Raw genomic sequence first — 24,644 nt, forward strand, 5'->3', positions numbered from 1 at the left:
TCAGGATTCCTTATGACTTAAGTTGACCTGTCTGTCTAAAATTATACGACAATGTCTTGTTGGGCGTGTTGAGCAGCGGAGGTTCCAGCGACGTATCCAGTAGAGAAAGCACAAGTGATGTTGTAGCCACCGGTGTACCCGTGAATATCAAGGATTTCTCCACAAAAGTACAAGCCATTTGTTTTCTTTGAGGCCATACTTTTGGGGTGGATTTCTTTAATATTGACACCGCCACCGGTAACAAACGCTTGCTCGATCGATAGCGTACCCGTGGCCTTGATATGAAACGCTTTGAGTTTCTCGGTGAATGTGCGGAGATGTTGCTTGGCACACTGATGCCCTGTAACGCTCCCGTCAAGCTCTGCTCTTTCTAAAAGGATAGGCAGCAGTCGCTCCGGTATCAGTTTGTTTAGCACGTTTTTAATTTGTTTGCTCCCTTCTTCCCGAACGCTATGCCATAAGCGGTCTAACAGCTCATCCATTGATTCTTCTGGGAACATGTCAATGTCCAGTGGCACGTCATGAACTTGATATTTCTTTTTGGCTTTGATGACGTATTGGCTACAGCGTAAAACAGCTGGACCAGACAGACCGAAATGGGTAAATAAGACGTCTCCTTCATGAGTCATGATGCTTTTTCCTTTCGGGTTCTTAACCGAAATGTGGACATCTCGTAGCGCCAAACCTTGAACTCGTTTTTCCTTTATAAAGGGTTCATCAGATGTGACAGGCACCTCGGTGGGGTATAGTTCTGTAATCGTATGCCCGGCTTTCTCAGCCCAAGCATAACCATCCCCTGTCGACCCAGTATGAGGGACTGATTTTCCACCAACAGCGATAATAACCGAGGGGGCTTGGACCGCTTCGCCACTGTCTAAATGTACACTGTGCCCCATGTTCTCATCGAAAGAGATATCCTTGACAGCTGTATTGACACGGATATCTGTTCCTACCTCTCTGACCTTCTGAATTAACGCCTCAACGACATCTTTGGCTTTATCAGTAACGGGAAACATTCGACCACGGTCTTCCTCTTTTAGTTCAATACCCAGATCTTCAAAAAATGAGATAATATGCTCATTGTTATAGATGGAGAAAGGACTATACATGAATCTTCCGTTGCCAGGGATATTTTTAATCATTTCTTCAAGTGGGATACGGTTGGTGACATTACAGCGCCCGCCACCTGATATGGCTAGCTTTCTACCTAACTTATTCCCTTTATCGACAAGCAAGACCCGCGCACCTTGATACCCCGCAGCGTATGAGGCCATGAGCCCTGATGGTCCGCCTCCGATCACAATGACGTCGTATTGCTCGTTGTTACTCATCATCCTTACTCCTTTACTGTGTCATTCTTCATTGTTCGCTCATATCATTATGTTGAATGCGTTATTATCACTTAACTCTTATTATGGTACATGAGTTGCTCATCGATGAATAGATAAATGAGTGGAGGAGATGTGTATCCCCTTACAAACTGACAACAAAATGAACAATAAATATTTGCTTATTCACAAAAAATACACTACAATAGTGTAAAAATACCATTGTTCATTTCATAAGATACATATGAGCGCGTTAGGTTTCTCACCTTTTTATGATAACATGATGTTAAAAATGTTATCATGGGGTCGATAGACCTAACAACCTTATCATGTACCATACATGAGAAAATAGGAGGGGAATACCAATGGCAAAGTATACGATTGTAGACAAAGAAACATGCATTGCATGTGGTGCATGTGGGGCAGCAGCTCCAGACATTTTTGATTACGATGATGAAGGTTTAGCTGAAAACATCATCGACGAGAATTCAGGTTCAGTTGAAATCCCTGATGTTTTATTAGATGATCTAGAAGATGCTTCAGAAGGTTGCCCAACCGATTCCATTAAAGTGGCTGAAGAGTCCTTTGATGGAGATGCTCTGAAATTTGAATAGGGTTTCTAATGATTGACCTTTTTGCAATCATTCTATAGACCTTCAAGAGAAGCTCCCTCACAACAGTGAGGGGGCTTTTTACTTAGTAAAGTTTAAACGTGTTAAAATTTTTTGTCATGTTATCTCACACGGTTATAGAAAATAATCGCTTCTCCCGCAATAATATAGACAGATACAAAACGCAGAGGTCTAGGATGGGACTTCCGAAAATTCTGTCTAAAGGGGAGAGAAACGTGGATACGATATTTTTAATGAACAGTTTGTGGGTGATGGTAGCTGCAATCTTAGTTATTTTTATGCAAGGAGGATTTATCCTACTAGAAGCGGGCTCAACCCGAATGAAGAATGCCGGTCACATTGCAGGGAAAACCATTTTTACGTTTGGTATTGCTTCACTCGTGTTCTGGGCCATTGGTTACGGTTTTATTTTCGGTGAAGGTAATTTGTTTATAGGTTTATCGGACTTCTTCTATAGTGGATACGAAATTGAAGGGTTAGGTCTTTCTACATCAGTTTTCTTTTTATTTCAGCTCGCCTTTGCAGGTATTGCCTTGACGATCGCCTTCGGAGGCTTTGCTGAACGAGCTAAACTCTCCGTTTATCTTGTCTTTGCTGTTCTGTTCTCAGCCTTGGTTTATCCTATTGTTGCGCACTGGATTTGGGGCGATGGTTGGCTTGCCGATTTAGGGAAACAGGATTTTGCTGGATCAACAGTCGTGCATCTTACGGGTGCGATGGCTGCATTAGCTGCCACATTGTTATTAAAGCCACGATTAGGTAAATATAATAAAGACGGTACACCAAATGAACTAGCGGGACATAACCAAGTGTACACAGCCCTAGGCGTGTTAGTATTATGGATTGGTTGGTTCGGTTTTAACGCAGGGAGCACAGTCGCAGTGGATGATGCGTTTTTTGGCTTTGTTGCCCTGAACACGAATCTAGCAGCAGGGGCCGGTGCGATATCAGCTCTTATCATATCTTGGCTTGTTTTAGGCAAGTCAGATGTACCCACGATGTTAAATGGGGCTTTAGCTGGTCTCGTCGCAATTACAGCATCTTGTGCCTTTGTCACACCCGGTGCATCCGTCATCATTGGTATCATAGCAGGTATTCTGGTTTACTATAGCATGAAATTCTTTGAGAAGAAGAAAATTGACGATCCGATTTTTGCTTTATCTGTACACGGCGTGGCAGGCGTATGGGGAACATTAAGCACAGGTTTCTTTGCCACACCAGAGTTAGCAGAATTAAACGGCGGTATGGCAGGATTGTTCTACGGTGGCGGATTTCAACAGTTAGGTGTACAGGTCATAGGTATCATGACTGCAGGTGGATATGCATTCGTTGTTTCCCTCATGATTTTAAGTATCATGAAGGTCGTCATGAACGGATTACGTGTCACTGAAGAGGAGGAAATCGTTGGTTTAGACCTCAGTGAGCATGGTGGTTACGGTTACCCAGAACAAGTTCAACAAGCGCATGAAGCTAAAGGTGTGTAAGGAAAAGTGCTCATTGATTAAAAATTAAAACGAAGCAAAATAACAATAAGAAGGAGTGACGACGCGTCGTCACTCCTTCTTTGCTTTTATCCTCTACCTTAAGCTTTCTTAGCCAGTTGATCGTATATATCTTGTAAGTTCTCATATCCTTTATGAGTTAAAAGTTTGATACAATGAGCCCAAAGTTGGGCTGTAAGCCTGGCATCCCCTAAAGCATGGTGACGATTAGTTACTGCGATATGACAGTGTGAACAGCACTCTTCAAGCCGTACTAGGGGTAAATGTGGCTCGCATAGCTGCATCAGAAACTGGGTATCAATAATACGTTGCGTAAACGATCGGCGTGACGTTTGCCACAGTGTATGCTGCATAAACGCTTTCTCATGGTTGGCATGGTGGGCGACGAGAACGTGTCCTCTAACAAAACCAAAAAACCGAGTTAACACTTCGTCGATAGGGGGGGCCTGGCGTAAATCTTCTTCTTTAAGTCCTGTTAGATTCTTGATGTCTGGGGCCAATGGTTTTTCCGTAGAAACGAGAGAATAAAATTCTTCTTTAATGTTTCCGTTTGTGGTCTTGACAGCCCCTATGGATAATATAGTATCCCCTCGCTCTGGGAAGAAGCCCGTTGTTTCGATATCAAAGACAACCACTTTAAGGGTGTGAAGGGGTCTTTGTAATACGTCTTGTTGTCTAAATTCTTTTTGTAACTGTCTTAAGTAGGAGACATGTTGTGGATTGGACTGATCGTGGCCAGAGGCATACAAGTGAGTGCTTATTTTACCAGGTAACTGTTTCATCATTTGGAGCCAAGAATGATTTTTCATGTTCGTCCCATTCCTTTATTGATAATCATATGTCTCATCTGTCAGCCGTTCTTGTAAATAAAGGCCCTGTTTGATCATGCTTTTTAGTTGTTTTTTTTCGGACCGACTTAAAGATTTTATACACATGTAATGACTAGCTTCATAGCGATTCTGTTGTTCCCTCTGTGTTGTGAAAAATGCTCGTGGCGCGTGAGTGAGGCGAAAAGCGAGTAGGGTTTCGACATTTTTTTCATACGTATGATGACGAGGCGAATTGAATGAGGGCTGGCGTTCAAGCATGCTTAGGCGTTCGCTTGTGGATGTGGCCCATAGGTTATCCTTTAATGCAAATAAACGTGCAGCATTCACATATGGAAGTAGAGCGCAAGATTTTAGATTCAGATACCCTTTGAAATAGCCATATTGTTCGGTTAAGAAGTGACCAAAAACACCGACCCCTTTTTGTATGGATGCTGTGTTCGCAGCGAACCTGTTTAACAAATAGGGCGAGTCATTGACCTGCTCAAATAAAATCTCTTTTAACTTGTAGACAAGTGATGGGGAACCAACGAGGACTCTACTGTCTGTTAATATTAATAAATGCCGAATAGCTTCCCAAGTGTCAGCTTTTATCCAGCTATGAAGTTGGTCTTGCCAGTCGGATGCTGATTGACACCAAAGGGGATTAGAACACATGACTCTACCCTCACATAATGGATACCCCACATACGCCAACCCATGGGAAATATGTTCGCCTAGTTTTTGGAAATACTGCTTGGCTTCTTCCGTATTTTCCTCATAAACCATACCGTGATCTTGGTCGCTTATGAGACCTTGTTCACGCCGTCCTGCGCTCCCCATCACAAAGAAAGAGAAAGAACCTGGTGGCTCCCCAAGCTGGATTTTTGTTCGCGCCACAGCAAGACTGATCACATGTTGCATCAGTTCATCGTGAAAATGGTTCAATTGTGTGGAAGATAAGCGATGATTCATCATGTTCTCGTTGCGATACTGTTTAATGTCCTCATACGTTTGGAAACGTACCATCATAAATAACTCCTATTTTCTCATGTTAAATTGAGCGTTAATTTGACCACGAAGCATCTTATTCCTAACACTCCGTTCTTCTTTTTCAAATCGTTTGCGAATTTCAAATGTTTGCATCCCGTCTTCCATTTGATCGGCGATGGTCATCAACTTTTCTACATCATTAAAGGAGTACCGCCTGGTGCCTCCTTTAGTTCTCTCGGGGTGAATCAACTTCCGTTCCTCATAATACCGAATTTTTCTTTCTGTAAGTCCGGTTAATTCACTAACCATACCGATGGTAATGACTTTTTTGTCCTTGTATGATGCCATACGCGTTCCTCTCCTGTATGATTTCTCGAATATATCTTATTGTTATCAATGTAACATAACATTTACAAATTCGGCCGAATGACGGAAGATTATCTCACAAAAAACAAATCCTTTATATGGGAGTTTAGTACATCGAAATATATACCACAAAAAATATTTCAGAATAAAGAGGTTTTTCCGAACAGATTGACGAAATAGTACCATTGGTATCAGTAATCACGATAAATGAAGGGGGAAATTTGGATGAAAAAAACGTTTAAATCAATGGTTATTTTGTTAGTGTTAGCACTTGCTTTTTCTACATTTAGTACGTCTATGGCAAACGACAGTGTAGAAGCGTCCTTCTTGGTTGTATTTAAGTCGGAGACACTTCCGGAAAATGCAGAGCAGGTCGTTAATGAGGCAGGTGGGACGATCACTTATGAGGTGCCAGAAATCGGTGTCGTTGAAGCAACAACGACTTCACCAACGGTCTTTTTAGCTCATATGTTAGATTCACAGGAAGTACGTACAGTCGGGCCTTCCTTGGCTGTAGATTTAAATTTACCTGAGTTTAGTGTGGATGAGGAATCGTCTTCCACAACAGGTCATGAACCTGTTCCCGTAGAGGAGAATATCTGGGAAGCAGGATGGCAATGGGATATTGAGCAGGTCACAAACCAGTTTGAAAGCCACAGCGTTCATACTGGGACGCATGATGTCGTTGTAGGTGTGATTGATACTGGGTTTGATTTCAATCATCCTGATTTAAAAAATAATATTGTTCCGGGTTCTAAAACCTTTGTACCAGGAACTGCAGATGCTTGGGATGCACATAGTCACGGGACACACGTCGCGGGGACCATTGCAGCGAATGGACGAGTCAAAGGGGTTGCACCAGACGTGGGTGTGAGAGCTTATCGTGTGTTCGACACAGGCTCTGCTCAACAGATTTGGATTACCAATGCTATAATAGCGGCGGCAAACGATGGTGTTGATGTCATTAACATGAGCTTAGGTGGAACCAGAGTCAAAGGCCAGTGGTTCTACACGGACGAGGAAACGGGTGAACGCATCAATCTTGGTAATGATGCAGCGGATATCGTAGCTTATAATCGTGCCATCCGTTATGCGATCAACAAGGATGTTACAGTGGTATCATCTGCAGGTAATTCTGGCCAAGATTTAAGTAATCCTGCTAGTGTGACAGAATGGTATAACCAAAATTTACAAGAAAGTGGCGAAACACAATATGAAGTGAAAGGGGCCACTTTTTATGTCCCAACCCAAATCCCTGGCGTCATCACTGTATCTGCCACAGGTGGTGGATTTGGAACAGATGAGCGTTTAGCATTTTACTCAAACTATGGTAACGGTGCTGTCAACTTAGGGGCACCAGGTGGAGATCTTGGACCGGACTACCCTGAAATAAACGAAGATGACTATAAATACCTGGTTTTAAGTACTGTGCCAACATATCTCAGTCAATCGAGTGTGGCCGTAGAACTCTTCGGAGAGGGTGGATATGGCTGGAAAGGTGGGACTTCCATGGCGTCGCCACAGGTGGCAGGTGCCGCAGCCGCTTACATTTCTCAAGTCTATGAAGAGACTGGAAACAAACCATCTCCATCTCAAGTCAAGACGGCTTTACAGCAGACTGCTGAAGATGCAGGTAAAAACGGTTATGACAAGTACTACGGGCATGGTATCGTTAACATCTATAACGCACTTACACGGTAATAAACGTGACATTTATCTATAATGTATATCTATGTAGAGCGAATCCTTAGTGGATTCGCTCTTTTGCTTATTATTGGCGTACATGAATACGGTCTAAGATGCTCATACTGCTAAAGATAGTCTTATTAATTAGAGTATGAGGAGGTACGATGATGGGACAAATTACCTTACGACCAGAGCTTGTCACATCGAGCGGTGAAGCTTGCGGCATTATGTTAGATGATCAATATGTTGGTTCTTTAACCTTATTGTATAGAGAAGCCGATCGCATTTGGGGAGCTGTACAATTAGATGAAGATGTATTAACCGTTGATGAGAAGGAGGAAGTTGATCTATTCATCCATCAATATGTGGAGAACATGATTGACGCTGCAGGAGCAGTTGAGTGCTTTATCACCACCACATACAGTCCGTATGATCATGTCATTTCCACTGATCAAGTGGGTCACGTAGAGGAGCTTGTAGAAGTGGAATCAAACGAGCTCCCTGACGGTTATGAAGATTATGAAGCATTAGAGGATGACGTTGATACGTTTTACGAATACGATGATCTCGGGGAAGACGATTTTGATGAAGGGATAGATTATGAGTACGTGGATGATTTGTCTGATGAGGATGAGTATGAACTTGATGAATACGACTTAGCTGAATTTGATAATGGCGTTTACGATGATGTGTACTTAGAGGAAGATGATGAAGACCTCGCTTTACAAATTGTAGGGGAAAGTCGAAATCGTGTTGAATACCAGCTCCTAGATCAGTACAACAATATTTTAGCCGAAGCGATTATGTATATTGACCGTACAGACGTGTTAGGAGATATATTCTTCCACGAAAATCCAAGTGAAGAATCGATCGATGAAGTGACGCATGTTCTCGTATCAGATTTTGATCAAGATCTCATCGATTCTTTTGAATTCCGTATGTTCTTTGATGACGTTGAAATTGCGAACATTGAACTCACACATGAAGACCTTATTGAAGAAGAAGACGTATATGATGATGACATGATGTTCGAAGAAGATGTGTACATTGATGACGGATACAACATTGAAGATGACGAAGGATATGAAACAGCTTATATCGATGGTGAACGTGATCTTTATGTTGATGTGTATGAAGATGAACGTGTTCGTTTACATTTTGAACTGATTAGAGATGACATCGATACGATCACCTTTGACATTTACGAGGATGGTCGTCGTCGCAGTACTCGTCTCGGAATGGCGACTGTTGATTTAGCAGGGGAACCTAGCGCATTGATTGATTTTATTAATCCGAGAGATGCTCACCTCAGACAACAGGTTGCATATCAGTTGATGGAAGAACTCGATAAAGAAACGGACTACAACACATTTGGGGTCACCATGCAGTATCAAGGAGATATTATCGACGAGTATACATTCGATATTGAAGATCAAAGAGAAGAACTGGTGTATACTTGATTGACTGTCATTAACATCTTTTACTCATGCTTAAAAGGCCAGGAACTCTTCCTGGCTTTTTACTTTTATCCTCACAGACCATCGTATACAATGGGGATATATTTTCGAAAAAGGCAGAATTATAAAGAATGAGAAACGGAGAACGATGACATGAGACTAGATAAATTATTAGCAAATATGGGCTACGGCAGTCGTAAGGAAATGAAAAAATGGCTAAAATCTGGTCAAGTGACCGTGAATGGTGAAACCATAAAAGATGGGAAAGTACAAATCAACACAGAATATGATGTGGTCATGTTTCAAGGAGAACAGGTCGTCTATCGGCAGCATGTATACCTCATGCTAAATAAACCGGCAGGTGTCATTTCCGCAACGGAAGATACGACAGAGGAAACTGTGTTGGACTTAGTGCCAATCGAGTTTCAACATTTTCAACCATTTCCGGTTGGCAGACTGGACAAGGATACAGAAGGTCTTCTAATTCTAACTAATGACGGACAACTGGCCCATCAGCTTCTCTCTCCAAAAAAACATGTCCCTAAGACGTATGTGGCATCCATCGATGGTCAAGTCACAGAAGCGGATAAAATAGCGTTTAGTGAAGGGGTACAACTCGAGGATGGCTATGTATGTTTACCTGCAAAGCTACATATTGAAGAGTCAGGTATGAATTCACACATCCGGATCACGATCTTTGAGGGTAAATTTCATCAAATTAAACGTATGTTCCAAGCCCGAGGGCACCAAGTGACGTACCTGCAACGCGTACAAATGGGATCACTTTCGTTAGACCATAACCTTGAGTTGGGAGAAGTAAGAGAATTAACAGAGGAAGAACTCGTCCAGCTTCAACAATAGACAGTAGACAAATAACTATTTATGAGGATATATATCTAAAATAGACCAATGTCTAGGACAAAGGTGGGGTAAATGTCATACATGTATAGTGACGACATGTAAAAGGAGGAATACATGTGAACCAAAAACGTCACCGGAGTGACATGGCTGGTTATGGTTCGAAAAAGCCAATGTTCCCCACCCAAAAGAAAAAGGGAGCTAAACACCCGACACAACAACAATTACCTCAACAACAACCCATGATGCAGCAACCCCAACCGATGCAACCGACACAACCGACACAAGTCGCACCAGCGACCACAGGACCTGGAACGCAACCGGGTACTATGGCACCTATGGGAGGCTTTCCACAGGGAGCGCCTGCACAAGTGGCCCCTGTTAGACGTGTTCAGCACCCGACTCAAGTACTTGAGAATCATACAGTGACACGTTATCCTGTCGTTAATGTCTATCCGACACACGTGCGCAACGTGAGACATCACGTATGTGAATATTATTGTGAGTGCCCCGTCACTCAAAGTGTAGAAGATTGCTATCATGTGGTAGACCATTGTAACCGGCCACCCAGACGCCCCTACAGACGCTAACAAGATTTGATAACTAGCCTGAGCGTCAATGTACTTTTAGCTTATTCGACAACGATGTTTGCTGTTTGTGTTAACGACTAAAATATGTGCCGCAAATGCGTAAAGGGCGACTTGAGCCACCGCCCTTTATTTTTATTATTTTCGCAATTTTCTTTACCACTTTTTATGTTATACTAAAAATGACTTTAAACTCTAGAGCATTTACTTACATAATGAAAAACAATATGTTTTAAAGGGGTGTAACAAATGAAAAAATTGATTATCTGTGCTGTTGTGGCGTTGTTGGTTGTAGCCGGAGGGCAAACAGCGACATTAGCTTCGGAAAACTTTCCTGTAGCCAAATCATATGATTACGAGAAGTAATCTCAAATAGAAAGAGTATCTGCATTAGCAGGTACTCTTTCTTCTTATGTGAGAGTTATATTCTTTCTGGATTCGTTAGCTAAGCGATAATACTGACTCGCTTGTTTATACTTGAATTTTTTATAGAAATAAACCGCTAACATTTCAGCATACTCCGCAACATGGAAGTGGATTTTTTTCTGTAGATAAAAAGGAATGACTTCATCTTTAAGTAGGCTTTCAAACTTTTCGTCATAACATTCGCGAGCAATAAAATCGAGCACTTTAAATTGATAAAGCATCATGTCATGGTCGCTATCTTTGGCTAATATATTTATACCAAGATCAATATAATACAATGCTTGTTCTTTGTCTTCTAATTTGAGGTGATTTTTCGCTAAACAAAGATATGTACGAGACAAATCATCAATATTCTCTTTATCCATATACTCTGTACTTTTTAAGTAAAAATCGTTTGATTTATTAATGTCTTCGTAGCTATAAGCCACACCAAGGTTGTGATAGATGATGGCAATATTTTGCGTATCATTATTTTCTTCAGCAACTTTTAAAGCGTTATAATAATGCTTCTCTGCCTGCTCTTTATTCTCAATTCTGCGACTGTTAATACCCAAGATAATCTCACATTCAATGCTCCGTTTAAAATCAAATTGTTTGTTAAATAATTCAAGTGCTTTATTCGTGTAATAGATGGAGTGTGAGATTTGATACAACTGGCTGAAGGTGATACCCAACATATAATATAATTCAGGATCCTCTATCCGGATATTGTTAGCCACTTCTTCCGCTTTACGGTGGTATTGAATCGCTTCAGCGTAATTGTATTTGTTATACAGTACGGTTCCCCAAAACATATAAAATAAGTATTTGATTTCGCCATCCAAGTGTTTAAGATGTTCCTTGATTTCTTTTAGGATAGACAGTGCCTCATCATGCTTGTCATTAATCATCAAGTATCTCGCGAAGAAAAGTTCGCATTTAAGCAATAGAGGTGGGGATTGTATGGTTTTCTTCTTCTCTTTAACAAGTTGATACACGCGGTCCATCTCTTGCTGGTTTCGTTTCATGATGACCCGATACCAGTCCTGAAGTAGTTGATCAAACGCTTGCTCTTCCTTTTCCATATCGATATCATCTAATGTGATACCTAGACGATTACACAAATGACCTAAAATATCCTGGCTTGGCGTTTCGTGGCCGTTTTCTATTTTACTCAGATGGGAAACTGAACAGATGCCGTGGGCCAACTGCTCTTGCGTCATGCCATTAGACTTTCTGAAATAATATATCTTTTGCCCGATCATCCTGTCACCCTCCAACATAGCTTCTCCGTCTCTGACTATCAAAACCATCGTTATAATTGTGTACCTTATTAAATGTATAAACTATTATACTATACTCATGATCAAAAATGATAGTATTCATCAGAATCGGACACGTGTGTGTTTCCTAAAAAGACAAATCCCTTAATTTTACAATAGTTTTGAAAGGTGGATAAACCTATATTTCCTTAGTGAGGATAAGACATTGTATTTTCCCAATATACAAAGTCATAGGTGGATGTTACTATAACTTATGATGTATTTATTATTCAGAAAATTCAAAGGAGGAAGATGATTGAGAAAATTTTTAGCGCTGTTTTTGTCTTTGACCCTTGTATTAGCGTTTGCCGTCCCATCGGCTAGCGTGGCGAACAACGGAGAAGAAAAGCTAGAGTATCTCGTTCAATTTGAAGGCCCAGTACAAAAAGGAGTACTAGAAGCTTTCGGTGTAGATGAAGTCCTCCATACTTACGATTTAATACCCGTGGCGTTAGTGGAATTAACTGAGAAACAGTACCGTGGGTTATCCCATCATCCTCAGATCAAAGCAGTTGACCATAATGCTGAGGTGCAAGCTCTAGGTCAGACGGTACCATGGGGTGTGCCGCATGTCCAGGGCACAGCTGCACACGAAGGTGGTCACACAGGAAGTGGCGTGAAAGTGGCTATACTAGATACGGGTATTGATAACGAGCACGAGGATTTAGCTGCGAATGTGAAAGGCGGGTATTCTGTTTTCACAGATGACGAAAACAGCGATCCTTTTTATGACGGTAACGGCCATGGTACACACGTTGCTGGAACTGTCGCCGCTGTCGACAATACTCTAGGTGTTTTAGGAGTGGCTCACCAAGCTGACCTCTATGCTGTGAAAGTCCTCAGTAACAGCGGCAGTGGTTCTTATGCCGGTATTGCAGAAGGTATAGAATGGGCTGTGAAAAATGATATGGATATCATTAACATGAGCCTTGGTGGATCATCGAGTTCTTCCGTATTAGAAGAGATGTGTAATGCTGCGTATGATGCAGGAGTACTCACGGTTGCTGCAGCAGGCAATAGCGGAAACAGAGGTGGAAAAGGGGATAGCGTTGGCTATCCTGCGAAATACGAATCCGTCATTGCAGTAGCAGCCGTCGACGCCGACAACCAACGTGCAAGCTTCTCTAGTACAGGACCAGCAGTAGAGTTGGCTGCTCCAGGTGTAGACGTATTAAGTACGGTACCGAATAATGGCTATGACAGATATAATGGAACTTCCATGGCTTCTCCGCATGTGGCGGGTGTGGCAGCGCTCGTTTGGGGTGCGAAGCAAGGCTTATCTAATGAACAGTTAAGACAGTTGCTGAGAGACTCAGCTATGGATTTAGGAGATCCGAATCATTATGGCTATGGTCTAGTGCAGGCAGTAGATGCCATACAGCAGTAGTCTAAGATTTCTTTGACATGTTTTTTCCTCAACAAAAAGGAAGAGCCGATTGTGCTCTTCCTTTTTTTGTTCTCTCATAAATAGACGTTTACACTTGTTGACAAGCGCCCACAAAGGACTGGAACATAGCTCGCGAGGGGTGGTGAGTCAAGGGCATACATTCTGGGTGCCATTGAACCCCGATAACGTAGGAGTGTTTAAGACTTTCAATAGCTTCAACGACCCCGTCTGTACTCTCAGCGCTAACGATAAAACCGGGAGCTGCATCTTTAACGGCTTGATGATGAAAACTATTCGTCTTCACCTTTTCTGAGCCCACGATCGCATGTAGCTTTGACGACGGTGTAATGGCTACAGTATGACTAGCATGCCAAGTTGGTGCCACTTGCATATGTTGAAGTAGACTTTTCTCGCCATACTGTGTATCTAGATCCTGATACATGTTTCCACCTGCAGCCACATTTAAGATTTGTATGCCCCGACAGATAGCCAGTATAGGGATGTCACTTTCTAAGGCGTGCTTAGCTAAGCTTAGTTCTAATGTGTCTCTTTCCGGTGTAATAGATCCTAGACCTGGGACGGGCTCTTCTTCAAATAAGGTAGGATCTATGTCACCCCCGCCTGCTAAAAGGAGACCGTCAATCTGTTCCGTGAGTGACTGTAATTGAGTTTCATCAGTCGTATACGGAATGATGAAAGGAATCCCTCCCTGGTTAAAGATCCAATCGGCGTAATAACGTTTGACTTTCACGTGTGCCTCTTCTAATGACGCTGTGATACCAATGATCGGTTTTTTCATCACAATTCATTCCTTGTACTTTGATTTTCCTTTATTATACACTATGAGAAGGGTGAATAGAGGTTCAAATATCATGTCCTGACATCAAATAAAAATATAACAAATGACAACGATGAAATGAGGACATACTGTAAAAAAAGAGATATGGATTGGGGAGTGGAAACCACATGACAGACATTAAGCTAGTGGCCATTGATGTTGATGGCACCTTACTGACAGACGAACATGAATTAACTGAACACACCAAAAACACTATTTTAAAGTTAAAGGACAAGGGTATACAGGTCATACTGGCAAGTGGCCGGGGGCCGACTTCTTGTATCCCGTTCGTCAATCAACTTAATTTAACGGAGCCGTTGATTACACACAACGGGGCCGTCATTTATCACCCTGTTACGGGGGAAGTAGAAAAAGAGATTGGCTTTGAAGCACAGGAACTGTTACCATTCATCGAGTATTGTCGGGAGCACCAGATCCAATTTGATTTAAACACGGCGCTTGATATGTATGTCGAGCAGTCGACGCCTGAGGCAGAGAAAGTATATGAAATATTTTATATCAATCCCACTCGTGTTGAAGACAGTAGTCAATTAGATGAACAAATTGTAAAATTCACAATCACAGGTCAACAAGAACAATTAGACGATATGATGCAAAAGCTCGCTCCTCAATTTCCAAACTGGAGTATTATCCGTAGCGGTGAGACATTTATAGATATCATACACCCCAAAGCAACCAAAGGTTTTGCTTTACAGCATATCTTAAAGGAGAAGAACATACAGCCTGAAGAGGTACTCGCATTTGGTAACTACTTTAACGACGTCGAAATGCTGCAATTAGCGGGCACTGGCGTAGCGATGGGAAATGCCCCTGATGGTGTGAAAGCAAAAGCTGACCGCATTGCCCCACCTAATAACGAGGAGGGCGTGGCGGCCATATTGCAGGAATACCTGAAGTAAAAATAACATGATCCCACGTCGTCATGAATACAATGGTTTTGAGAGGTTATTTGCGACAACGAGGAGGGATCAGCCTTTTGAGTTTCGGGAAGGTAAGTATGTTTGAACATACGTTTTGGCTCCAGGTCTTAGGAGATCATGCCCGGTTTATTTTTTACACCTTATCCCCCGCAGAGGCGGAATATATTCAACAAGCCCAGCATTTTATCCAACTGAATGACCATTTATTAGAGCAGGCACGCCAAATGAAAAACGCCTCAGATCAGAATTGGACTGAATTAGCTCAACACGCCTATAGTGCAGCGGAGTCTATACGTCAGTTTAAATTACAAATCATTTCGGTGCATTTATCCTGTGAGATCGATATAGCATTAACGCCTACATTTTTGAACCATATGGTGAATGAAGTTGAAGAGTATCTTCGTATTCTGACCTATCTCATCAGAGGAGAAGTCCCGCCCATCTTGCATCCTGTCCACCATCATAATATATGGTTGTTAGATGCTGCCGGTCACGCCGCGGCAATAAAAGGTGATATTGATCCCGTAGAGAAAAAAGTAGCTAAAAAGGCCGAAGCCTTTCAAACGACATTTGAGGATTTTTATATTAAGGCGCGAGAGATGGCAGGATTTATACGAGCCAGGCAGGATCTATTCCCCGCCTTACAGCAATTTAATGCTGATACATCATTGGAGATTACACTTTTCTACCACTTTTTAGAAGAGTTAGAGGAAATGCGCCTCGATTGTCGGCGTTTAGGGACGTTGATGCCCTTAATGGCCGACCACATGGCTCGAGAGGAGTGTTATTACTTAATCAAATTACATGAGGTAGATCCGACCAATGTAAAAATAACGGAGTGTGATCCGACGAAGCCCCGTACTCAGCAAGTCTAGTTCTTTTTACGGGGCTCACATATATATTTTTAAGGATAAATAAAAGGGAAGGGGACACAACGTTGGATGCTTATGACTCCAACATTTGACGTAGCCCTTACGATACGATAGGTGATGGAGAAACAACAAGGGATGAGATACGACATGAATCGGTCAATACAGTACAAACAACCCAAAAAATGGTTAACACCAGCAAGTGGGTATTTGCAAGGGTACAGTCATACGCTCAATCCTTACGTAGGCTGTGCTTTTTCCTGTGTCTACTGTTATGTACGGCGTATGCCCGTAGCCCTTTTCCGTCAAAAAGAGTGGGGGACATGGGTGGATGTGAAGGAGGGGGCCTCTGAAACGTTTAGAAAAGAACTTCGTAAAGTAAAAGACAAAGGGGCTGTCACAATTTTCATGTCATCGAGTACAGATCCTTATCAACCTATTGAATACAACACGCGTATCACCCGTCAGCTGCTAGAAGTGATGGTGGAAGAGGGCGGTCCTGATTTTCTTTTTTTACAAACACGTAGTCCCCTGGTCACAAGAGATATAGACCTCCTTCACGAGATGAGGGATCGACTATTAATAAGCGTGACAGTTGAAACGGATCGGGAAGACATTCGTCAAGTATTCAGTCCATGGGCGCCTCCTATACAAGGAAGAATACGGGCTTTACGTCAATTAAAAAAGGCGGGCTTACCAGTCCAGGCAGCCGTATCACCTGTATTACCTTGTACTGAACGGTTTGCAGACACGTTGGCTGATCACGTCGACCGCGTTTGTCTTGACGATTATTTTATGGGGGACGGAAGCAAAGGGAAACGAACAAAACAGTTAGGAGTGGACAAGGTGTATCGCTCCTTGGGACTTGAACACTGGTATACACCAGAAGCGTACCAACAAGTATGGTCGCAGTTTGAGACGGTATTCTCATCTGACCAATTATACTTAAGCCAGGAAGGCTTTAAACCAATGCTTAGATAATAAATGGTGAATTGCTACGCTAACAGTATAACGGTATCGTTGTTAACAATCTTGACACATCCACCCTTATCTATTCCTCATCGTACGGATACAGATGAAAGTACTGATCAATGGCATTGGCCATTTTAATTGCTATCTGTTGCTGGTATGCTGGGTCTTGTAAGCGTTTAGCTTCTATGGGGTGACTAATATACCCAATCTCTGCTATCATACAGGGGCATGGCACGGACTGCAGTAAGTAGTATCGACGACTAGGGAATTCTTTTTTGGGATACCCCGTTAAGTGATTAAGCTCTGACTGTAGTAACTGTGCCATAAGCGTACTTTTGGCTTGATCTTGGTGAATGATCATCGGGCCTTTCACACCACTGTGTGACGAATAATTGGTATGGAGACTGATGAAGAGGGCAGGATTTACCCCTTTAGCAATAAGCGCCCTTTGACGAAGATCTCTCTTATGCCTGCTTCCAACGCGTGGTTGGGGACTGTCATCACTTAAGGCATAATCCTGCAAGCGTGTGATGCCTACTTCGTACTTTCTTTTTTGAAGTTCGTCGTATAATGCCTTACCGACTTCTAGATTAATGTTTTTTTCTAAAAGCGACCCACGGTGAGTTCCCCCATCGATCCCACCATGTCCAACGTCGATGATAATATCATAATGTAAAAGCTTTTGTTGTAAGGGCCGTTCCTGAGTCACAGCCTGTACACTCGAGTTAAAACAATATGAAGTCATGATGAGCAGTCCTATTATTAAGACGGCCTGACGAAAACTGCGCATGTTGTTCCCTCCTCTTATTGATTCCTATTTTTTAACAAGAAGAGCTCAATTATCCTAGTAGTACATAAAAAAAACGCCAGCCTTCCATAGGGATAGGCTGGCGTTCTATATAAAATACCTGGTATACAGTCTTTAGTAAACTATATTTTCTTTAGCATCATACGACCCACTAAACCCTAGCGCCAACGTTGACCATCGTCAGTCGGAAGGTCCGCCGTATCTGTAGGTCCATCCCATTCCAACATACCACCCGCGTAATTCGCTAGCTCTTTGAATCCTTGATCTTGTAAAAATTGACATACAATTTGACTACGATTACCGCTACGGCAAACAACGACGTAATTTTTATCTTTATCTAACTCTTGTTCGTATCTGTGCATGAAAGCACTCGTGGGAATGAGTTTCACTCCCGGAATATGTGCCTCATTGTATTCTTCATTTTCTCTCACGTCTAAGAGAACGGTATCCTTTTCTTTATTCTCAAAGACTTCCTTCACTTCTTCTGTATCAAGTTGTTTCACACCGTCCATTTCAAACGCCATGACAAAACCACCCTTTCTCTTTGTGCTAAGTGACATTTTTCAATGTCTAAGCCTCTTTTCATTATCGTGCAGATTCCTACTTTATCTGTCAAATTGGAAAACGTCGCTAGAGAGATAACGTTCGCCAGTATCGGGGGCGATACATACCACTGTTTTACCTTTACCCAGGCGTTTAGCTATTTGGATGGCCGTATAACAAGCAGCCCCTGCTGAAGGGCCTACCAAAATGCCCTCTTTTCTCGCTAAAGCCCGAGTCACATCATAAGCGTCTTCATCGGTACACTGGATGATTTCCTTATACACGTCCTGATTGAGTATCTCTGGTATGAAACCTGGGCTTGTACCGACCAGTTTATGTGGACCAGGTTTACCACCGGAGAGAACAGGAGACCCCTTCGGTTCCACAACGTAGACGTCTAACTCTGCATAATGTTCTTTTAACGTTTCACCTGTGCCTGTAATCGTACCGCCCGTACCTGCTGTTGCGACGAAAGCGTCTAAATGGTCGACGCCCACACCTTCCATTTGAGCAATGATTTCCTTAGCCGTTGTCCGGCGGTGCATGTCGGGATTAGCCGTGTTTTCAAACTGCTGAGGCATGAAACTGTTTGGCGTTTCTTTTACCAATTCATGTGCTTTTTGTATCGCTCCTGGCATTTTCTTCTCACCGGGTGTAAGAACGACTTCAGCACCGTACGCCTTGAGCAGGTTAATGCGTTCTTGGGTCATCGTGTCAGGCATGACGAGTATGGCTTTATACCCTCTGGCAGCTGCGGCCATCGCAAGTCCAATACCGGTATTACCCGAAGTTGGCTCAATGATGACAGAATTGTCGTTTAATCGCCCTTGTTTTTCCGCTTCAAGTATCATATTATAAGCGGCTCGGTCCTTCACACTGCCACTCGGGTTAAACATTTCTAGCTTTATATATACAGTCGCATCCTCATCACCGACTAAATGATTAAGGCGGACCATAGGGGTATCCCCAATTAATTCTGCAATGTTATTCACTACACGCATGTGTTTCACATCTCCTTAGGTAATGTCGACTAAGTCTATAGGCATGATATCATATCCCCGCACTGATTCGCTATATTTTAATAGTTCCCTTCGGTGGCCATACATAAAGATAGAATTGAACAATTTTTATCCAAAGTGATAAACTAAGGACGGGTATGTTTGACATAAGGAGGATACTTCATGAGATTAAGAAAGAAGCCTTGGGCAGAAGATTACATAAAAGAACATCCAAGAATCGTCATACCAAATCCTGAAGAATGGAAGGGGAGATGGCACGAATTTTTTGGCAATCACCATCCGATCCATATTGAATTAGGAACGGGAAAGGGTCAATTCGTTGTTGGTATGGCAGCAGCAAATCCGCAACTCAATTATATTGGGGTAGAGTTGCAAACGAGTGTCATTGCAGTCGCCTTACGTAAGGTGAAGGACTCTGAACAATCGAACGTGACCTTACTAAGGCAGAATGTAGCTGACTTAGCGTCTTTCTTTGAAGTAGGAGAACTCGAGCGGGTTTACTTAAACTTCTCCGACCCATGGCCTAAAAATAGACATGAAAAGCGGCGACTCACCTATAAAAAGTTCCTACATTTGTACCATCATTTATTGGGAGCGGGTAAAGACATACATATGAAAACGGATAACGAAGGTTTATTTGAGTATTCCCTTAATTCCTTCTCTGCGAGTGGGTGTCGACTCAAAAATGTATCACTCGACTTGCATCGCAGTGATTTTCATTTCCAAGGTAATATTATGACGGAGTACGAAGAAAAGTTTTCTGAAAAAGGAATGCGGATCTTTCGTTGTGAAGCCGTTTTACCCGACAAAATAAGAGAGGATGACGAAGCTTAATCTTTCTTTTGTTTTTTACTATTTATACTAAGGAGGATGCAGCATGGAGACTTTACAAATCGGTCAGATAAAATTGACATGGTTGCGAGGAGGCGTCAATTACTTAGACGGAGGCGCGATGTTTGGGGTTGTGCCTAAACCATTGTGGAGCAAACGCTACCCTTGTAATGAGAGGAATCAGATCGAATTGAGAACAGATCCGATTTTGGTTCAAACCCCTCAGCGCACCATGCTCATCGATTCAGGTATGGGCAGAGGAAAACTGACAGAGAAACAGAGACGTAATTTTGGTGTTGATGAGGAAAGTGATATTGAGCAGTCCTTATCTCACTTAGGTTTAACCCGACATGATATTGATACGGTACTTATGACGCATTTGCATTTCGATCATGCTTGTGGGTTAACCTTATTAGAAGGAGATCGCTATGTGCCAGCTTTTCCTGAAGCCAAACATATCGTCACCCAAACGGAGTGGGATGAGATGAGAGCCCCTAATATACGTTCACGCAATACGTATTGGAAAGAGAATTGGGAAGCGATTATGGACCTCGTTTATCCTTTTGAAGAAGACATCCAAGTGACCGATGAGCTCAAGATGATACATACGGGTGGTCATAGTGCTGGACATGCGATCATCACCTATGAAAGTCAAGGAGAGAAAGGCATACATTTTGGAGACCTCATGCCGACTCACGCTCACCAAAATCCACTCTGGGTTCTCGCTTATGATGATTATCCCATGGATTCTGTGTTCAGTAAGAAAAAATGGGTACCGCGTGTGATGGAGGAAGAGCGTTGGATCACTTTTTACCATGATGCCTATTATCGTGCCATTAAGTGGGATGCAGAAGGACATGTTCGTGCATCAGTTGAAAGAAACAGAGAGTAGTAGGCAATAGGCAAGTTCTGAGTAGGGACCCTATTCTATTTGATAGCCTAGGACGTATCTCCATAAAGCATCTATAAGATTAATCTATTCACCCAAGGAGGGTGCCACGTGAATAACGAAATGCTGTTAATGCAGGCTAGACAAGATTTTATCGATGTACACAAAGATTTACTGACAGGACAAAAAGTGCCCCTCTATCGTTACGATAACATTGTGAGCGACCTGCAACGGATGGATGATATCAATATTCAGATGATACTGGATTTTGTGCAGCAAACCGAAGATATAGATATTGAAGTGATCTGGAAAGAAGTAGGGCGTTTTATTGAAGAAGTGAAATCAGAAGGGCGTTGGGTTGCCGAAAAAGAACGCTATATTAGCTGGCGGGATGGCAAAATACACATCACATGATAAACATCACATGATAAACATCACATAATACAGCCGTTGAGATGAGAGGGCTTAGTCTCAAGGATAACAATCGCCTAAGGGAACGAGTGACTCACCTTAAGGGCTTAGGGACTCTGTGTAGATTTTGCCTTGCGTTTTTTTCTTTTTTGTAAAAAAGACATGGCTATTTTAAATATCCACACAAACCAGCCTCGTCTTGATCCAATGACAGCCAGGGTCATATAGATGAGAACGAGTACCAAGCTTAAAAGTATCGTTTGTAACCATGGATGTTGTAATACGAATGTCCACATTTTTATACCTCCCTAGTATCACTATTTCTCTTTCATATGTCTTTTATACCCCATCATATTTCGCTAAGCGAAGCATTTGCTTTTTAAAAGCGGGGCAAGGTATAATGTAAGAAATATTCAAAGGAGGCGATACATAATGGATAAGAAAAATATCTCTATTGAATTCTGCATGATGTGAAACTATTTACCTAAAGCCGTCGGTTCGACGGAGGAGCTCATGGCAAACTTTAAGGATAGCATTGCAGGTGTGAATTTGATCCCGTCTGGTGGAGGCGTATACGAAGTCGTTGTTGACGGGCAATTGATATTTTCTAAAAAAGAGTTAGAACGTTTCCCTGAAGAAGAAGAACTAGTGAAAATTATTGCGGAAAGAGGACTTATGACAAAAGAGTCGTAATCGCTCTTTAACGTTGGTTGACACTTAATGGAGGGTGTATGGCCGTAGTATTATCAGTCGGGATCATGGCAGTGTATAGCGCATACATGTGTGATGTTTGATTTGCGTTTGCAGCATCCTTGAGCGGAGCTCGAGTTGCGAAGAAATGTAAATCAACATGACCGATATACAGGAGAGATTAAGCACCTGTATATGACGATCGCTTACATTGTTCTGATCCTCTTTTTATTGAGAGATAACATTATTTCCTCAAAAAAATAAGAACATCATCTTGGCCCTCTAGAAGGGGATAGCTCCCCTTGCCTAAAGTTCTCATGTTCAAACTCTTTATTGTTATAAAGCGGAAGAGCGTTAACGTACGTTCTTGCGCTCTTTTTATTTGTGTGACTAGAATAAAGTTAATATTAAAAAAATATAGACCTTTCAAACAACGAAGGAGGTTCATCCACATGCAAGATTTTTTTCCAATTAAAAAGATTGATTACATTGAGATGTACGTGGGGAATTCAAAACAAGCCATGCACTATTTCGCTAAGGCTTTCGGGTTTAAACCAGTAGCTTATTCAGGGTTAGAAACCCAGAATCGTGAGTTTACATCTTACGTGTTAAAACAAAAAGCAATCAGACTCGTTTTATCGTCAACACTGACACCCGATCACGCTATTGCTGATTTTGTTAAATTACATGGTGATGGAGCCAAAGACATTGCTTTTGAAGTAGAAAATGTTGAAAGGGCTTACAAAGAATCCGTCAGTCGAGGAGCCATCGCTATTCAAGAGCCGTATGAAGTGCGTGATGAACATGGTGTCCTCAAAAAAGCAGTTGTTGGGACGTATGGGGATACGGTCCATACATTAGTCGAACGTAGCCATTATAACGGTGTGTTCGCACCTGGGTATGCGCCTTACGAAGCTCAGATGGAGGTAGAGGAAACAGGCTTGCTCGGTATCGACCATGTGGTTGGTAACGTTGAGCTCAATCGCATGGAAGAGTGGGTTAAATATTATGAGCAAGCGTTCGGCTTTGAACAACTTATTCATTTTGATGATGATGCCATTAGTACTGACTATACGGCTCTCATGTCTAAAGTGATGCAGGGCGGGAACGGAAAGGTCAAATTCCCTATTAACGAACCTGCTGAAGGAAAGAAGAAATCCCAAATTGAGGAGTATCTAGATTTCTACCATGGACCAGGTGTTCAGCATATTGCCATCACCACACCGGATATTATCCAAACTGTAACCAAACTACAAGAGCGGGGCGTTGAGTTTCTAAAGGTACCACAGACATACTATAAGGAGCTAAGAGATCGTATCGGTGATATAGATGAGGAAATCAATGAATTAGAAAAGCTGTCTATATTAGTAGATCGTGATGACGATGGATACTTATTGCAAATTTTTACTAAACCTATCGTCGACCGGCCCACCTTGTTTATTGAAATCATTCAACGCAAAGGGGCGAAAGGATTTGGCTTAGGTAACTTTAAAGCTTTATTTGAAGCGATTGAAAGAGAGCAGGAACTAAGAGGGACGTTGTAATGAAGTGGGTGTCCTATTACGACACGAGAAATAACGTGCGCGGAGGACTCATCTTTCGTCATCATGTGGTGGATCTAGCATTACTGTTAGATTCACCGACAACAACAGGTGGTGTACAACTACTTGACATCATCCATTCCGTACAGGAACGTGCCTCTATATACCGTGTCGTGGAGCGTATGAGCAAGTGGGCAGAACAAGAGTGGGAGGGATGGAAAGCTGATCACCAAGCTCAGGTAATCCCTTTTGACCAAGTGTCACTCGCTGCGCCACTCCCAGTTCCTCATAGTTTTAGAGATTTTTACGCATTTGAAGCGCATGTCAAAACGTGTCGGGGAAAAAGAGGCTTAGATATGGTGGACCAGTGGTACGCCGCGCCGGCTTTTTATTTTAGTAATCATCAATCCATTACGGGCCCCAATACAGAAATCACTTTTCCAAGACTTTCGAAAAAAAGGGACTATGAGTTAGAAATCGGGATTGTGATTGGTAAGGAAGGTCGAAACATCACGAGAGATCAAGCGTTTGACTATGTATTCGGTCTCACTATTATTAATGATTGGAGTGCCAGAGACATACAGGCGGAGGAAGTGAAGGTTGGACTAGGACCGGCCAAAGGGAAAGATTTCTCTACAAGTGTAGGACCTTTTCTTGTGTCTGCGGATGAGTGGCGGGACCGTTTAACAGGCGAACAGATTGATTTGTCGATGGAAGCGTACATCAACGATAAAAAACAGTCTTCAGGGAACCTCAATCAGTTGTATTTTTCAATTCCTCAACTAGTGGAACAGGCGTCAAAAGATTGTACGTTATTTCCAGGCGATTTGCTGGGAACCGGTACGGTGGGGACGGGGTGTTTGCTAGAACAAGAGGAACCAACATGGTTACAAAGTGGGGACAGAGTGGCGCTCAAAGTGGAGCGACTAGGTGTGTTAACCAATACAATTAAATAGACACTAT

At 42.3% G+C, this 24,644-nt stretch carries 25 protein-coding genes and 1 pseudogene; 16 read left to right on the forward strand and 10 right to left on the reverse strand.

Annotation, left to right across the window (positions count from 1 at the left end; genetic code table 11):
- Positions 1-41: 41 nt before the first annotated feature.
- Complete coding sequence (locus JKM87_RS04240; protein WP_202078302.1) at positions 42-1,331, reverse strand: BaiN/RdsA family NAD(P)/FAD-dependent oxidoreductase; 1,290 nt, start codon at positions 1,329-1,331, stop codon at positions 42-44.
- 362 nt (positions 1,332-1,693) lie between these two features.
- Between JKM87_RS04240 and JKM87_RS04245 the strand changes: the two genes are divergently transcribed.
- Positions 1,694-1,942 (forward strand): ferredoxin, encoded by a 249-nt coding sequence (locus JKM87_RS04245; RefSeq protein ID WP_202078304.1) that lies wholly within the window; start codon positions 1,694-1,696, stop codon positions 1,940-1,942.
- A 233-nt stretch (positions 1,943-2,175) separates the two neighbouring features.
- The gene (locus JKM87_RS04250) at positions 2,176-3,444 is read left to right on the forward strand and encodes an ammonium transporter (protein ID WP_202078306.1); all 1,269 of its coding nucleotides are present in this window, start codon (positions 2,176-2,178) and stop codon (positions 3,442-3,444) included.
- A 98-nt stretch (positions 3,445-3,542) separates the two neighbouring features.
- Here the strand turns inward: JKM87_RS04250 and JKM87_RS04255 are convergent, their stop codons facing one another.
- The 3 genes from JKM87_RS04255 to JKM87_RS04265 are packed head-to-tail and all read right to left on the reverse strand — an operon-like array spanning position 3,543 to position 5,609.
- On the reverse strand, positions 3,543-4,271 hold the full coding sequence (locus JKM87_RS04255) for an exonuclease domain-containing protein (protein ID WP_202078308.1): 729 nt from the start codon (positions 4,269-4,271) through the stop codon (positions 3,543-3,545).
- Between the two features lie 15 nt (positions 4,272-4,286).
- A complete protein-coding gene (locus tag JKM87_RS04260; RefSeq protein WP_202078310.1) occupies positions 4,287-5,297 on the reverse strand; it encodes a DUF294 nucleotidyltransferase-like domain-containing protein in 1,011 nt (336 codons plus the stop codon).
- Positions 5,298-5,309: 12 nt separating this feature from the next.
- Positions 5,310-5,609, reverse strand: a complete 300-nt coding sequence (locus JKM87_RS04265; RefSeq protein ID WP_202078313.1) for a MerR family transcriptional regulator — start codon at positions 5,607-5,609, stop codon at positions 5,310-5,312.
- Between the two features lie 243 nt (positions 5,610-5,852).
- Here JKM87_RS04265 and JKM87_RS04270 point away from each other — a divergent pair, with 243 nt between their 5' ends.
- From JKM87_RS04270 to JKM87_RS04285, 4 genes are all read left to right on the forward strand, one after another.
- On the forward strand, positions 5,853-7,328 hold the full coding sequence (locus JKM87_RS04270) for a S8 family serine peptidase (RefSeq protein WP_202078315.1): 1,476 nt from the start codon (positions 5,853-5,855) through the stop codon (positions 7,326-7,328).
- Positions 7,329-7,480: 152 nt separating this feature from the next.
- Positions 7,481-8,773 carry a hypothetical protein gene (locus JKM87_RS04275; RefSeq protein WP_202078316.1) on the forward strand — a complete coding sequence of 431 codons (1,293 nt, stop codon included), beginning with the start codon at positions 7,481-7,483 and terminating at the stop codon, positions 8,771-8,773.
- A gap of 150 nt (positions 8,774-8,923) precedes the next feature.
- Complete coding sequence (locus JKM87_RS04280; RefSeq protein WP_202078318.1) at positions 8,924-9,631, forward strand: pseudouridine synthase; 708 nt, start codon at positions 8,924-8,926, stop codon at positions 9,629-9,631.
- A 116-nt stretch (positions 9,632-9,747) separates the two neighbouring features.
- Positions 9,748-10,218, forward strand: a complete 471-nt coding sequence (locus tag JKM87_RS04285; RefSeq protein ID WP_202078320.1) for a CotD family spore coat protein — start codon at positions 9,748-9,750, stop codon at positions 10,216-10,218.
- A 407-nt stretch (positions 10,219-10,625) separates the two neighbouring features.
- On the opposite strand, the gene JKM87_RS04290 is transcribed toward JKM87_RS04285, so the two are convergent.
- Complete coding sequence (locus JKM87_RS04290; RefSeq protein ID WP_202078322.1) at positions 10,626-11,885, reverse strand: helix-turn-helix transcriptional regulator; 1,260 nt, start codon at positions 11,883-11,885, stop codon at positions 10,626-10,628.
- A 313-nt stretch (positions 11,886-12,198) separates the two neighbouring features.
- On the opposite strand from JKM87_RS04290, the gene JKM87_RS04295 reads away from it, so the two are divergent.
- On the forward strand, positions 12,199-13,329 hold the full coding sequence (locus JKM87_RS04295) for a S8 family peptidase (protein WP_202078324.1): 1,131 nt from the start codon (positions 12,199-12,201) through the stop codon (positions 13,327-13,329).
- A gap of 88 nt (positions 13,330-13,417) precedes the next feature.
- On the opposite strand, the gene JKM87_RS04300 is transcribed toward JKM87_RS04295, so the two are convergent.
- A complete protein-coding gene (locus JKM87_RS04300) occupies positions 13,418-14,128 on the reverse strand; it encodes a gamma-glutamyl-gamma-aminobutyrate hydrolase family protein (RefSeq protein ID WP_202078326.1) in 711 nt (236 codons plus the stop codon).
- Positions 14,129-14,295: 167 nt separating this feature from the next.
- On the opposite strand from JKM87_RS04300, the gene JKM87_RS04305 reads away from it, so the two are divergent.
- The 3 genes from JKM87_RS04305 to JKM87_RS04315 all read left to right on the forward strand — a co-directional run bounded on the left by JKM87_RS04305 (position 14,296) and on the right by JKM87_RS04315 (position 16,958).
- Entirely contained in the window at positions 14,296-15,087 is a 792-nt protein-coding gene (locus tag JKM87_RS04305) for an HAD family hydrolase (RefSeq protein ID WP_202078328.1), read from the forward strand.
- 77 nt (positions 15,088-15,164) lie between these two features.
- Positions 15,165-15,983 (forward strand): DUF2935 domain-containing protein, encoded by an 819-nt coding sequence (locus JKM87_RS04310; protein WP_236838589.1) that lies wholly within the window; start codon positions 15,165-15,167, stop codon positions 15,981-15,983.
- Positions 15,984-16,127: 144 nt separating this feature from the next.
- The gene (locus tag JKM87_RS04315; RefSeq protein ID WP_202078330.1) at positions 16,128-16,958 is read left to right on the forward strand and encodes an SPL family radical SAM protein; all 831 of its coding nucleotides are present in this window, start codon (positions 16,128-16,130) and stop codon (positions 16,956-16,958) included.
- A gap of 70 nt (positions 16,959-17,028) precedes the next feature.
- On the opposite strand, the gene JKM87_RS04320 is transcribed toward JKM87_RS04315, so the two are convergent.
- From JKM87_RS04320 to cysK, 3 genes are all read right to left on the reverse strand, one after another.
- Positions 17,029-17,739, reverse strand: coding sequence for an N-acetylmuramoyl-L-alanine amidase family protein (locus JKM87_RS04320; protein WP_202078332.1), 711 nt, complete (start codon positions 17,737-17,739; stop codon positions 17,029-17,031).
- Between the two features lie 176 nt (positions 17,740-17,915).
- A complete protein-coding gene (locus JKM87_RS04325) occupies positions 17,916-18,281 on the reverse strand; it encodes a rhodanese-like domain-containing protein (protein WP_202078334.1) in 366 nt (121 codons plus the stop codon).
- A gap of 81 nt (positions 18,282-18,362) precedes the next feature.
- Positions 18,363-19,301: a cysteine synthase A gene (gene cysK / locus JKM87_RS04330; RefSeq protein WP_202078336.1), complete on the reverse strand. Its 939-nt coding sequence runs from the start codon at positions 19,299-19,301 to the stop codon at positions 18,363-18,365.
- A 180-nt stretch (positions 19,302-19,481) separates the two neighbouring features.
- Between cysK and trmB the strand changes: the two genes are divergently transcribed.
- The 3 genes from trmB (at position 19,482) to JKM87_RS04345 (ending at position 21,453) form a co-directional block, all read left to right on the forward strand.
- A complete protein-coding gene (trmB, locus tag JKM87_RS04335) occupies positions 19,482-20,153 on the forward strand; it encodes a tRNA (guanosine(46)-N7)-methyltransferase TrmB (RefSeq protein ID WP_202078338.1) in 672 nt (223 codons plus the stop codon).
- Positions 20,154-20,196: 43 nt separating this feature from the next.
- The gene (locus JKM87_RS04340) at positions 20,197-21,042 is read left to right on the forward strand and encodes a YtnP family quorum-quenching lactonase (RefSeq protein WP_202078340.1); all 846 of its coding nucleotides are present in this window, start codon (positions 20,197-20,199) and stop codon (positions 21,040-21,042) included.
- A gap of 108 nt (positions 21,043-21,150) precedes the next feature.
- Positions 21,151-21,453 (forward strand): hypothetical protein, encoded by a 303-nt coding sequence (locus JKM87_RS04345; RefSeq protein ID WP_202078341.1) that lies wholly within the window; start codon positions 21,151-21,153, stop codon positions 21,451-21,453.
- Positions 21,454-21,557: 104 nt separating this feature from the next.
- Here JKM87_RS04345 and JKM87_RS04350 read toward each other — a convergent pair whose 3' ends face one another.
- Positions 21,558-21,746, reverse strand: coding sequence for a hypothetical protein (locus JKM87_RS04350; protein ID WP_202078343.1), 189 nt, complete (start codon positions 21,744-21,746; stop codon positions 21,558-21,560).
- A 190-nt stretch (positions 21,747-21,936) separates the two neighbouring features.
- Here JKM87_RS04350 and JKM87_RS04355 point away from each other — a divergent pair.
- The 3 genes and pseudogenes from JKM87_RS04355 to JKM87_RS04365 form a co-directional block, all read left to right on the forward strand.
- Positions 21,937-22,143 (forward strand): annotated as a pseudogene (locus JKM87_RS04355) (SelT/SelW/SelH family protein); the annotation flags it as partial.
- A 449-nt stretch (positions 22,144-22,592) separates the two neighbouring features.
- Complete coding sequence (gene hppD / locus JKM87_RS04360; protein ID WP_202078347.1) at positions 22,593-23,684, forward strand: 4-hydroxyphenylpyruvate dioxygenase; 1,092 nt, start codon at positions 22,593-22,595, stop codon at positions 23,682-23,684.
- Positions 23,684-24,637, forward strand: coding sequence for a fumarylacetoacetate hydrolase family protein (locus JKM87_RS04365; RefSeq protein ID WP_202078349.1), 954 nt, complete (start codon positions 23,684-23,686; stop codon positions 24,635-24,637). The genes hppD and JKM87_RS04365 overlap by 1 nt, the downstream gene beginning before the upstream one ends.
- Positions 24,638-24,644: the final 7 nt, after the last annotated feature.

The sequence above is a fragment of the Caldalkalibacillus salinus genome, from assembly GCF_016745835.1.
Taxonomy (GTDB): Bacteria; Bacillota; Bacilli; order Caldalkalibacillales; family JCM-10596; genus Caldalkalibacillus_A; species Caldalkalibacillus_A salinus.